The sequence below is a fragment of the Thermogemmatispora carboxidivorans genome, assembly GCF_000702505.1.
GTDB classification, from domain to species: domain Bacteria; phylum Chloroflexota; class Ktedonobacteria; order Ktedonobacterales; family Ktedonobacteraceae; genus Thermogemmatispora; species Thermogemmatispora carboxidivorans.
In genome coordinates this window covers 1,047,197-1,058,539 of the sequence record NZ_JNIM01000001.1, presented here as the reverse complement: position 1 = coordinate 1,058,539, position 11,343 = coordinate 1,047,197, and the positions used below count along the sequence as shown (strand labels likewise).

Below are 11,343 nucleotides of genomic sequence, written 5' to 3'. Positions count from 1 at the left end.
CCACCCCGTCAGAATCGCATCTCAGCGCCTTGCCCGGCGGAGACCATATGAATTTTTTATGAACTTTTGCAATCACAGACGGTAATTAACCAATAATTAAATAATGATATGTAAATTGTGAATTGTGAGAGATAAGTATTTCAGGCCGGGTGAGGGCGAGAACCAGGCAGCGATGGGAGGGGACATGGCAGAGGACGTTGATATTTCGTTTCATGGACCGGATGAGGATGGATGTATCACTTGCCAGGTGATCGGGGTCGATGCGCTGGAGGTGGCGCAGTATATGGCAGGCGATCTTGCAGAGGCTGTGCAGGAGAGGCGAGCACCGGTTGAAGATTCGCTTTCCGAAATATACCAGACAGAAAAGGGCTATGCATTTGACTGCTATGGTTATCATCTGAAAGACTTGATGAAATATGCTCGCCTCGCCGCCTCAGAATTCTACTCTCCCCCTCAACTATCCAGGGTATTTGTCCGAAACGTCATGAAATCCCCCCTTACCTGGGCTGACACTGACGAGTATTCTCTCTGCTATATCCCTCCAGGCCAGAAGGAAACAGGAGCGCAGATATTCTCTGCATTGGAAGAGCAAACCAGACAAACCCGAATCATCTTTGGCAAGGGCGGATGGGCGATGATCCAGTGCTGGTCGCCTGCATTTTCCAGCGACTCGCTCAATGAATGGACCAACCAATTTTTGAAGTCTGTCCAAGGCCGGCACCGCAAAGGGCAGGAGGCTCCCCTCTATGCGACCGGTGAGGTTTACTCTCCAACACGTTGCCTGTCGGTCATCCAGCATGCGAAAGCTGTAGAAATTAATTGCGCTCCTGAACTCATTCGACGCCTGGAGCGGTTGGCTGAAGCAGGACGCCTGGAGCCGCTCGGACTGCTGGCTGAGAATATGGTGCGCGTGGCTGGGGAGCCGTCTCTGCTCTTTACCCAGGTCGAGCGCGGTCGCTGTGACATACAGGTTATTGCTGACGAGCTTGAGGGAGCGCTGGGAGTGAAAGGGGCCTTCAGGACCAGCCCCGGCAGAAGTGACCGCCCTGGCTCCTTCGAGGGGGATATTGCCCACCTGGCAGATCTTATCTCCGGGCAGAGAAAAGGGACATTTTCCGCTTTCAGTCCGCCCGATGGAGCGCCGGTCCTCGTGGTCGACCCGGCCCTGGCGCGAGACATAAAAGACATACGCGACACCTTCCATCGCCTGGGGGTGGATTTTGAGCGCAGCAGGGATGGCGTGCTGACATCGGGGAAGGAAGAGCAGCCTGGCCTTGCCTACGAACTCTACCGGTTCGCAAGCCAGCAGGCACGCAGGGGCCGGGAGCGTCAATAATAAAGGTATTATATGGATATAAAGATTGATAATGATATTAAAGGCAAAATGGCGGAGCGGGAAGAAACCTTTCGCTACCTTACCAGCAGCACCGGATCGCCTGGCCAGGGCATAACCCCGATCATCATGGAGTTCGCTGACGGGACAAAAGAGCAGCGGGGAATGCGCCTCAGCCTGAACGGAGCGCCGCCTGCTGCCGGGGACCTGAATATCATCTTCTGCACGCATCATAACGAGACGGCTATTCTCGACGGAATCAAGCAGGTATTGGAGGCATTCAGGAAGAATCCCGAAGCCTTCAAGGGGCGCGGTATCAATCTGCTTCTGGGCGGCCAGAAGGAACGCTGTCATGATTTCTTCCGCCGCATTAGAGAAAACGCGCAGGGATATATTTCTGCCGAGGAACTTGAGAGCTTTCGCAACACAGCCAGCAATGTGAACTGTAACCGTGTTCCCAAGGCCCGGATAGAGCCGCCTGACAGCACTCCCGGTTCTCTGGGCTGGCTTCAGCAAATCCATGATTTTTATGATCGCAGCTTCTACGGGAAGGGAGATGGAAGCAGCAAAGAGCTGATGACCATCACCTTTGACGGCCATACGACCTCCAACCCCGGCGAGCCAATGGCGATTTTTTATGGAATGACGCTGGAGCAGGCAAAGCAGTTTAAGGAACTGGCAGCACTCACAGGCGCAACAGGGGTTTTTGCCGAGCCGACCAGTGATCTCCCGACTCGGTACATGTGTGAAACCGCTACTCCGGCTGCTGGTAAATTAGCCCTGCTGGCGGAAACAGGGCAGCATATGGCTCTGGATGCAGGCAGTACTGCAGAGCGAGCGGTGGTCGGCCTGCTCTATTCCCTAGGCATCGAGATCCTCTCGCCTTTCCTACTGCCACGCACCCAACCTCTAACCTTCTATCGCGATCCGGCTCTGCTTTACACTCCCGGCTCGCCCAACGCTGGGCTGAATCCGCCGGGAGTCGTGCCCGTGATGGAAAAACCAGGCCAGTACGGCGATGTGCAGCTTATTAACAGCATGAGCGACGTCCCTGAGAGCGTAAGAAGGCACTTCGAGCGAGAGGGAGTTGTCATCAGGCCCGCTAAAGACGGCTTAAAGAATGGCGGTGAGATCCATCGGGGCGATCACATTGCCTGGACCTATTTTTACGCCGCTGATGGTGAAGTGATACCCGTGCTGCTTTCCGCTCCCAAGGATGGCGTAACATTCATGGCTCCCCAGAAATCCCTGATCCCAGCGGCATTCCCGGATTCCATCGTCGAGATCGAGGAGCGTGATCAGACTATTACTGTCCCTATTCCTGAATCTCCGCCTCTGCCTCTGCAGGTTAGTACACCTGCATCTAGTAATAAGAACTGGATAAATTTTCTTAATGAACGCAGCGCTACACAACATACGGGTAGAGCATAGAAATTATAAATAGATAAAAGATGTTTTATATGAAAAGCAAAGTAAATGGCGACAAAATATCAAGAAGGGTGGCGATAAAAGCGATTGGGGTTGGTGCGGCTGCTGGTAGTCTCGGAGGGCTGGCGGCGGGGGAGCTGATCAATCCGCAGCTTGATGGCGTGCGGGACATAGCAAAAAAACTGTCCTCCGATCTAGCGCTCCTGCAAAGCCAGCTCGGCCCAGATGTAAAGAAAGCAGGCGTGTCGGATGCATTTGTCGCCGTGTCGGAAGATGTGGGAGCGTTACAGGAGGTGCTTAATGGTGCCCCATCCCCAACACCAAAGCCCCGCTCTTCGTCGAAAACCCGATAACCATCAAACAACTTTCAGTCAAGGCAGGCCCGGAGGGGCCTGCCTCTTGCCTTCAAAAAAAAGCCGCCCTTCATATTACTTCCGATGGATTGCGTGTCAAGTAATATTAATTCATACTCTCCCCTGCCATACTTCCGATAACCTTCTATTATCGGAAGCATTCAGGCCGTAGGAAAGGGATGTTTACCAGATTTCTCATATTAGGGCAAATGCTAATCATCATGCCCTAAAAATATGGTTTGACGTTATTGCATGAGATTGGTAGGATAACCCATAGGCAACCGAACAATAAAAACATCCCATGCAGATTTCAGAAAGGCAACACCCTCGTGTCTACCGCTCTAAAGTAGATATGTCGGGCCGTATCGTACTCCCCGCTGAGGTACGGTCACGCCAGCACATCCATACGGGTGATCAGGTCATCCTCATTGAGCAGCCTGATGGCTTGCAGGTAAAGACTCAGGAGCAGGCCCTTCGTGAAGCGCAGGATTTCTTTGCCACCCTTGCCCCGCTAGACATGCCGCTTTCAGAGGAACTGATCCGCGAGCGCCGGGAGGAAGCCAGCCGTGAGTAAGGTCGTGCTCGATGCTTCCGCCTTAATGGCCCTGCTTCGGCGGGAACCTGGTAATGACAAAGTGCAATCCGCGTTAGCTGGGGCGGCGATTTCTGCTGTGAGCTTCTCGGAGGTGCTAGTGAAAGCAGCGGAAGTACCCAAAGGATTTGAGGCAGCGAAAGCCCTGCTGCGAGGTTTGCAATTGCCCATTATTGCGTTTGACGAGCAGCAGGCGGAACTCGCTGCGGGCTTGCGCCCGATCACACGCTCACTAGGGCTATCCCTCGGTGATCGCTGTTGCTTGGCCCTTGCCCTTACTAGAGCATTGCCCGTCATGACGGCAGATCGCGGCTGGGCGGAGCTGCAAATTGGCGTCAATATCCTGGTGATATGCTAATGAACGAAGGGTGCTCGCGCCACCTCGTCACCTTTACCCCTGAATATCTGCTTCAGGTGAAAGAGCAGATTGCGGCCTATGCTCACAACTCCAAAGCGGCAAGCACTTGGAGAGCCTATCAGGCCGACTTACGCGACTTCACCACCTGGTGCCAAGCTCACAGTCTTCCCCCCCTCCCCGCTTCTCCTGAAACCGTTGCCGCGTATCTCGTTGACCTCGCGGCCAGGCGCAAGGTTGCCACAGTGCAGCGCCGTCTCGCCTCCATCAGCCAGCAGCATGCGGCTGCGGGCCATGAAACACCTACCAGATCAGCGACCGTCAGGCTTATCATGCAGGGCATTAGGAGAACTCACGCGCCTGCCCAGGGGGTGCGCAAGGTTATGCCTGCCGTGACCAGCGTGATAGCCCGCATCGTGGAACCGCTCACCGGCTCCCTCATTGATGTGCGTGATCGCGCATTGCTGCTGATTGGCTTTGCCGGAGCTTTCCGCCGTTCAGAGCTTGCCGAGCTACGCTTGGCTGACCTCACTGAAACCGAGGATGGCCTGCGTATCCTGCTGCGTCAGTCCAAGACCGACCAGGAAGGCCAGGGCATCGTCAAGGGCATTCCGTTCGGTAGCGATGAAAGGACATGCCCAGTACGCGCATGGAGAGCCTGGCTCGCCTCGACGGGAATTGTGGACGGCCAGGCGTTCCGCGCGGTCGGGCGCTGCACTCAGCTGCAGATAGGCACGTCAATTTCGGACCGGACGATTGCCAACATTGTCAAGAGCCGTGTAAAGGCTGCGGGGTTCGATCCAGAGAGGTTTTCCGGGCATTCACTGCGCTCCGGTCTCATCACCGCCGCCGCCAAAGCGGGAGTGCCCGAACGGATAATCATGAAACAGAGCGGCCACAAGCATTTACCCACCCTGCGCGGCTATATCCGCGAGGGATCGCTATTTACTGAGAACGCCTCGGCGAAGGTGGGGCTGTAGATTAGCCTGGTAGAGGCGGTAACCGGCCTAGTCGCGCAGGCCGAGGGGTATTGAGCAGCGCTGGCGCAAGAAGCGCTTGGCGAAGCACAGATGGTTGACCGCTCACGAGCTGAATATGATTTTACTCTGCTTCTCAGTAAGCGTTTAGTCTCGACCGCAGGACAGCAGGCCGGTGAGATGCTAAGCGTCCACTTGCTTTAGTGGACACTATCTATCCCTACACCGGGGTGTTAGTGTCCACGAACACAAAAGGGAGTGTACAGTGGAGCAATATAGCGTCCCTTATCTGCTACGCTTATGCATCACCCTGATCTAAAGAATTGCTGACCAATGCCAGCATATCTTGTGAGTGCGTTTCCGCCAGGTTTGGTGCCCGGCCAGCACCTTTGTTTCGCCTGGAACAACTCCGCTATCAAGGGAGAACTTTGCGGTTCCCAGCCGGTCAAGCATAGCCTGGCGTGGAGCGCCGAGAATCCAGGTTTCATTGTAGGAGCGGAGGCCGCTGTAAATAGGATCGATGACCCCTAACGCGGTAGCGTTATCCTGGTCACGCGTGGCAGGCGTTTGGCCCGCAGGCTTCTCTGTTCAGGAAGCTCGTGCTGCTCCTGGTGGGGTTTCCTCCCGAAGGATGACTGGCTCCAATAGATGAGAAGGTCTTCTACGTCCTGAGAGTCAGCCAGGCGCTCGTCAGAGAAGAGAATAGCTGGCCGAACGGAAGCGCTGGATTAAAGCCCTTATGGTCGTCGTAAGCTCCAGCTTGTCTCATCACCTCGTATATGTGTTAAAAAATCTTGCTTGGCGTCGCGCTATCTTCGCCGAAGTCGCCACCTACGAGGTGGACGCTGTTCTACAGATGTTGCGGTTCAAAAGCCCCCTCAAGGAAAAGGTTGTTGATTAGGGCGATGCCTTGAATTTCGTTTAGTCCCAGATGGAAGATGGCGGGCTTGAGGGAGGACATAGATGAGCATGATTCTCAGAAGGTTCCGTTTCTTCGTTGGCCCTGATTACCTCACACCATCATGATGCCCTGGTTTCTCGAATCCCTCGAAGAACCAGCCTGGTGATACTTGGAGCAGCATCGCGCTTCTGTAAATCCGCTCAGGACTCATGGAGTTAGTGCCTGTTTCATATTTTTGGACTTGCTGGAATGTGACGGCAATCGCTGCTGCCAGCTCCCTCTGGCTCAGGCGGAGCGACAGACGCCTTTCCCTCAGCTTTCTTCCGATATGCTTATTGATATCTTTTAATAACTTTTTCATATATATCATGTCACAGACATGTTAATCATTCATTAACTAATACTTGGATAAATGCAATATGAAGAATATGGGCATGGCAGACATCAGGGGATTTATCGAAAGAATTTTTAAGCGCGATCGACAGGCGGGCGGCGATCAGGCGCAGCAGGCGGGCTATGAACAGTCAGAGCTGTCTGGCGGCATGGAATACACTGTGACTCGCCCGCCTCCGCCCGGCACAAGCCCAGACGAAGTGTGGGGCACGATAGAGGACCGAGTGAATAAAGACGGGATAGTAGTGCCTACCTTCATCCCAAATCCTGGCAAAGGCCCTGTGATAGGCAGGGATCTGATGGAGTCATCTCCACCTCGCCCCATACCTCCCCGCGCCAGCCGTCTGAAAAACTCCGGTGGTCACAGCCGCTAACCATATAGCACTTTCCGGTATCGGGTGGTTACCTGTTACCGCTGTCCATTCGGGGAGAAAGAGCTTGCATTGTATATCCGGTACTGGAAATCAAGCTGCGGGAGGCGCTTCCGTAGCAGCGATCCGGGACCCCTCCTTTCCTGGATACTCAGTAGCCAGAAACCTAGGCACCTGAGCATTTGCCAAGCCAGCCGGAAGGCAGCGGGAAAGAAAAAAATGGTAACCGCTCTGGTCGCGCAGGCGCTTCGCATCTCAGCGCCTCGCCCGGCGGAAGCCGTTTACCGAGCTGGTCACATAAACATTGACAGTTGAAGTACACTGAGTCTTATATGGACGTCCAGATGGTTGGGCGTCCAGACGCTCAAGTTCCCAGACGTCCAACCATCTGGACGTCCAGAAAGGACCAGAATGAAGACAATTTCCATCCTGAACTTCAAGGGTGGTGTCGGCAAGACATCCCTCGCCACCAATCTTTCCTTTGCGCTCACCATGCGCGGGGCAAAGGTTCTACTCGTGGATTGTGATCGGCAGGGCAATTCTTCTTCCCTCTTGCCGGAGGGCGCTCGCGCCGCTCCTACCCTGACCGAGGTATTACAGGGGAAGGCATCCTTCAATGACGCTATCCGTCCCGCGCGTGAAAATCTTGACGTGCTCCCGGCCAGCGGCGATCTGCAGGAAGCCGCAAAGCATATCCTTATGACAGGTATGCGTGCCTACGGAACCCTCAAGAATGCAGTCGCTCGCCACCAGGATTATGACTTCATTCTGTTTGACCACAGCCCCAGCCTGAGCAGCATCACGGAGGCAGCCCTTCTTGCCAGCGATGCAATGATTGTTCCCTGCCTGCTGGAGCCTTATGCGGTCGAGGGCTTGATTGACATGATCAATAAGCTGGGCGACACGCTGACAGGCCTTGACCATGAAGTTGACCTGATCGGCATTGTTCCCTTCCGCCTGGACAAACGTTATGCCATGACCAAGGAATATCATGATTCCCTTAAAGAGCATTTCGGAGAGCGGATTTTACATCCTGTCCGCACCGATGGCACTGTCTCAAAAGCACAGAGCCTCGGACAGACGGTTTTTGAATATGACCCCAGGAGTAACGCCGCCGCTGATTTCATGGCACTGGCGAGCTTGCTGGTGCCGGAGGAGGTAACAGCGTAAATGCCCGACAGGTCCCGTATAGGCAACCCTCTAGAACGCGCTGCCCAGCTCGGAAAGCTGGGCGGTAAACAACCTGAGCATCTGGACGTTCAGGCGTCTGGCGGCTTGGACGCCCAGACGCCTGAACGTCCAGAGGACCAGGAGCCTAGACGTTCAAACGCCCAGACCTCCAAGCACCCGGATTGGCAGAGGCAGACCTGCTACCTTCCTCCTGAACTGAGAACATGGCTGCGCGTAACAGCAGCAGCTTCCGACAGGGAGATCAGCGAGATTATTGCGGAGGCGCTGGCGGATTACAGGACAAGGCGCAAATCCTAGATCATGGTTCTGGGTATCCGAACATTGGGGGCCTGGCGAATAGCAGCGCCTTGGGAACTGCTATTCGCAGACCCCCCAGGTGGACAGGCAGGAAGGAACGTCCTTCGCATCGGGAGCGGCAGGATCTAATTCCCTCCCCCCTCTTTTCGTTTTACACCAAGCGCGTGCAGCGCTGATGGTCGTAATGTGCTGGCCGGGCACCAAACCTGGCGGAAACCATGTGCTCCCTACCCTGCTTTCCCACGCCTTAAGCTTCTCCCAGGCGGAGTCCGACAGCCTGGCCAGCTCGCTCTTACGCGCGTGGATGCAGGGAAAGCACCCAACCCGTGTAAATCCTGCCTCATAGAGCGGATTTGGCGGGATGCTAACGCTTTTTAGGAAATCAAACACGTCCTGCTCTGACCACCGAAGGATAGGCCGATACACCCAGGCGTCGTAGTACTCGGAAAACTCCCTCTCCAGCATCCCGGCCCTGCGCCGCGACTCCCCCGCACGGATTCCTGTGTAAAGATACACCTCGCTATCGCCTCTGATGGACTCTATCCAGGCGCGGATCGGGGCCATCTTTAAGTGCTCAGTGCAGAACTGCGCTTTTGAGCTTGGAGCGCGGCCTTTCCAGAGCATAAGGTCAAGGAATGGGTTGCCAGATGGTTCCTTGCCTTTGCGTCTTACCTGGTCGGCGAAATTCGCCTTCACCCAGGTGATTTTACCCCCCCCTCCATCATTTTCGGGAGATTTCTCAGATAGTTAAGCGTCACCGGGTGCTCATGGCCTGTGTCGGCGAAAACCGCCTGGAATCCATCCCGACCGAACTCCCGGATCGCCCAGCAGTAAACCGCCGTCGAATCTTTGCCCCCAGACACTGAAACGACCCGGAGTGTCTCCATACCCTTCAAGAAAATAATTGAGGCAGGCCCATTCGGGCCTGCCCTCTGGCTCCTGCAAAAAAACGCTTTTCGCGCTTATATGCTACCGATCCTTCGCAGTTTGTCAACTCTCCAGTATCTGAACAGTCAGGAGCTTGAGCGTCAGGACGTTTAGGTATCTAGGCGTCCTGACGCTCAGATGCCGGACACCTGCCCCAGACGGTCAGCAGCGTCCAGATGGCACAGAATTCCTCCTGCTGCATCTCAGCTACAGCCAACTGGCAGAGTTGCTCCACTTCCTCTTTACCTACCACGCCCATCCTTATAAGGAAAGGTTGGATCTGGTTCAGGCCGACCAGGTAGTCTTTGAAGACGGGGTAGTATGCTTCTGTTCCCATCGACCACTCAATGGCGCTCGCGCGAAGGTGCACATCCATAAAGCCGGCCTGGCGCACCAGACGCGGCAGCACTGGGGTGATGCCAATGTGGCGGCCATCGGGCGAGAAACTTTGGCCAGCGCGTTTGAGCGCCTGAGAACCAAGCTCCATCAGCCGTTCAAATGCCGGGCTGGTACTAAGCGGTGGTTCTGTCTCTGTCAGCCGGATGACACCGCCAGGTTTGAGAAGACGCCGGCATTCGGCCAGCAGTTTCGGCCAGGCACTGGGTAACATGAAAGCGCACATCAGCCGCCCATTGATCAGGTCGAAGGAGGCATCAGGAAAGTCAAGGGGCCGCATGACGTTCATTACCCGGAAATGGGCGTTCTCTAGGCCGCGCGACCACGCCTGGGTGCGGGCATGGTCAATAACCTGCGGGCTAATATCAACACCAATAATCTCAGATTTGGGGTAGGCAAAAGCCATCTCCAGCACCCAGCCGCCAGGGCCGCAGGCCAGATCAAGCACCCGGCTCCGCTCTGGCAGCTCCACCTCCTTTTCGGGGAGCACCCCCCCCATATTATCGGTGAGCAGGCGGTCCTGTTGCATCAGGCGGGCCAGTTCTGCTACATCCTCGGCGTTTACCACATAGGTGTTAGTGCGCTCATCTCCCGGATCTGACATCGTATTCTCCTTTCCTGTTTCCTGATGTAGTGTTTAGGATGAGTAAAATCCGCCCAGGCTGCTGCAATAGGGAAACAGCCTTGTGCAGTTCTTCACTGACCTCCACCTGCAGAACGATGAAAAACGGCCCCGTGCCAAAGATCAATCGCCATACGGCTCCAGCCCCAAGAGGAGACAGAATCGTCCCCGATCCCGGAGCGCCGCCTGACAGCCAGAGCCAGGGGAGTCGGTAGCGCTGGCAACAAGCCTGCAGCTCGCGTTGCAACGTTGCCAGTGTTGTGCCATCGATACGGAGCCAGAAGAACGCCGGTGTATCCTGGCGTGGCTGCGCAGCCAGGATCTCTAACGCTCCCAGTAGTTCATGCGGCAACATAGATTCAATCATCATATGATATACTCTTCGCCATCAGGCAGCAAAGGCAACCGGCCTTCCTGCTCCGCCTGCAACACCTGCCTGATGATGGACGAGTGGTCCAGAAAAAGCGGCGGAAGGTGATCCAGCCCGACCATTTCCAGGGCTACCACACTGCTGCCTGGACGGGCTGCTTTCTGGAGCCTATCCAGGTCGGCCTCGATCAAATAAACAAGCGAAAGTATTTGGGCTTTCTCTGTTCCATCGTCCCCTTGCAGGAAACGCGGATCGCGATCCGGGACATGCAATCCAAAGAGGCCCGCCAGCCTCCAACTTTTAATACCTGCATCCATCATGTCGATGATTCCCAGCTCCTCGTAAAAGGCGCGGCGGAACCCCATTGCCCCAGTTTCATTCCATTGAAGTTTCTCTCCCACAAGCGCGAGCACATTCTCATTTTCGCGCCGGATGAGCGCAATACGGCTTCGGCCCTCATCCACCAGCATCAGGTCAACAGCTACTGCCCAGTGGGCATCATGCTTTCGTATCGGCATAACGTTCCCCTCTTTCCAGTGCAGCTCTTCCTCCCCCGGTTTGCTGCCGTTCCAGCAAGCGGGCCAGTTGCTCTCGCGCAGATGCTGGACACCGATCCCAGGGGACACGCGCTAGCAGTTCCTGAGAGGAGCATCCCATAGCCCTGAGCGCCAACCGGGCGCGGCTTAATCTCTGGTAGACGCGGCTTCGGCTTCTTCCCAGGGCCTGGGCAATCCTGCTGGCCTTCCAGCCCTGTGATTTGAGTAGCAGCACGAGCCAGTCCGTTTCCTTGAGCCAGTCTAGCCGCCAGGGGACGTCTGTCGTTTCCATGATTCTGGA

14 protein-coding genes are annotated in these 11,343 nt (G+C 55.5%); 7 read left to right on the top strand and 7 right to left on the bottom strand.

Annotation, left to right across the window (positions count from 1 at the left end; translation table 11 throughout):
• Nucleotides 1-184 precede the first annotated feature (184 nt).
• The 6 genes from N688_RS04165 to N688_RS04145 all read left to right on the top strand — a co-directional run bounded on the left by N688_RS04165 (nucleotide 185) and on the right by N688_RS04145 (nucleotide 5,041).
• Nucleotides 185-1,336 (top strand): hypothetical protein, encoded by a 1,152-nt coding sequence (locus tag N688_RS04165; protein ID WP_156025285.1) that lies wholly within the window; start codon nucleotides 185-187, stop codon nucleotides 1,334-1,336.
• Nucleotides 1,337-1,348: 12 nt separating this feature from the next.
• Entirely contained in the window at nucleotides 1,349-2,764 is a 1,416-nt protein-coding gene (locus N688_RS04160) for a hypothetical protein (protein ID WP_052888106.1), read from the top strand.
• Nucleotides 2,765-2,793: 29 nt separating this feature from the next.
• On the top strand, nucleotides 2,794-3,114 hold the full coding sequence (locus N688_RS22655; RefSeq protein WP_156025284.1) for a hypothetical protein: 321 nt from the start codon (nucleotides 2,794-2,796) through the stop codon (nucleotides 3,112-3,114).
• A gap of 301 nt (nucleotides 3,115-3,415) precedes the next feature.
• Nucleotides 3,416-3,688: an AbrB/MazE/SpoVT family DNA-binding domain-containing protein gene (locus N688_RS04155; RefSeq protein ID WP_081838496.1), complete on the top strand. Its 273-nt coding sequence runs from the start codon at nucleotides 3,416-3,418 to the stop codon at nucleotides 3,686-3,688.
• A complete protein-coding gene (locus N688_RS04150) occupies nucleotides 3,681-4,064 on the top strand; it encodes a type II toxin-antitoxin system VapC family toxin (protein ID WP_081838495.1) in 384 nt (127 codons plus the stop codon). Before N688_RS04155 ends, N688_RS04150 begins: the two co-directional genes overlap by 8 nt.
• A complete protein-coding gene (locus tag N688_RS04145) occupies nucleotides 4,058-5,041 on the top strand; it encodes a site-specific integrase (protein WP_052888104.1) in 984 nt (327 codons plus the stop codon). Before N688_RS04150 ends, N688_RS04145 begins: the two co-directional genes overlap by 7 nt.
• Nucleotides 5,042-6,045: 1,004 nt before the next feature.
• Here N688_RS04145 and N688_RS23925 read toward each other — a convergent pair.
• Entirely contained in the window at nucleotides 6,046-6,300 is a 255-nt protein-coding gene (locus N688_RS23925; RefSeq protein WP_162179483.1) for a helix-turn-helix domain-containing protein, read from the bottom strand.
• 814 nt (nucleotides 6,301-7,114) lie between these two features.
• On the opposite strand from N688_RS23925, the gene N688_RS04130 reads away from it, so the two are divergent.
• The gene (locus N688_RS04130) at nucleotides 7,115-7,873 is read left to right on the top strand and encodes a ParA family protein (RefSeq protein ID WP_052888101.1); all 759 of its coding nucleotides are present in this window, start codon (nucleotides 7,115-7,117) and stop codon (nucleotides 7,871-7,873) included.
• Between the two features lie 378 nt (nucleotides 7,874-8,251).
• Here N688_RS04130 and N688_RS23920 read toward each other — a convergent pair whose 3' ends face one another.
• From N688_RS23920 to N688_RS23910, 6 genes are all read right to left on the bottom strand, one after another.
• Nucleotides 8,252-8,755 carry a phosphoadenosine phosphosulfate reductase domain-containing protein gene (locus N688_RS23920; RefSeq protein ID WP_420341011.1) on the bottom strand — a complete coding sequence of 168 codons (504 nt, stop codon included), beginning with the start codon at nucleotides 8,753-8,755 and terminating at the stop codon, nucleotides 8,252-8,254.
• Nucleotides 8,756-8,883: 128 nt separating this feature from the next.
• On the bottom strand, nucleotides 8,884-9,078 hold the full coding sequence (locus tag N688_RS23915) for a phosphoadenosine phosphosulfate reductase domain-containing protein (RefSeq protein WP_081838494.1): 195 nt from the start codon (nucleotides 9,076-9,078) through the stop codon (nucleotides 8,884-8,886).
• A gap of 158 nt (nucleotides 9,079-9,236) precedes the next feature.
• Nucleotides 9,237-10,118 (bottom strand): class I SAM-dependent methyltransferase, encoded by an 882-nt coding sequence (locus N688_RS04115; RefSeq protein ID WP_052888098.1) that lies wholly within the window; start codon nucleotides 10,116-10,118, stop codon nucleotides 9,237-9,239.
• Nucleotides 10,099-10,506: a hypothetical protein gene (locus tag N688_RS04110; RefSeq protein WP_052888097.1), complete on the bottom strand. Its 408-nt coding sequence runs from the start codon at nucleotides 10,504-10,506 to the stop codon at nucleotides 10,099-10,101. Before N688_RS04110 ends, N688_RS04115 begins: the two co-directional genes overlap by 20 nt.
• Nucleotides 10,503-11,024, bottom strand: coding sequence for an NUDIX domain-containing protein (locus N688_RS04105; protein WP_156025282.1), 522 nt, complete (start codon nucleotides 11,022-11,024; stop codon nucleotides 10,503-10,505). The genes N688_RS04110 and N688_RS04105 overlap by 4 nt, the downstream gene beginning before the upstream one ends.
• Nucleotides 11,005-11,334, bottom strand: a complete 330-nt coding sequence (locus tag N688_RS23910) for a helix-turn-helix domain-containing protein (RefSeq protein ID WP_162179482.1) — start codon at nucleotides 11,332-11,334, stop codon at nucleotides 11,005-11,007. The genes N688_RS04105 and N688_RS23910 overlap by 20 nt, the downstream gene beginning before the upstream one ends.
• Nucleotides 11,335-11,343: the final 9 nt, after the last annotated feature.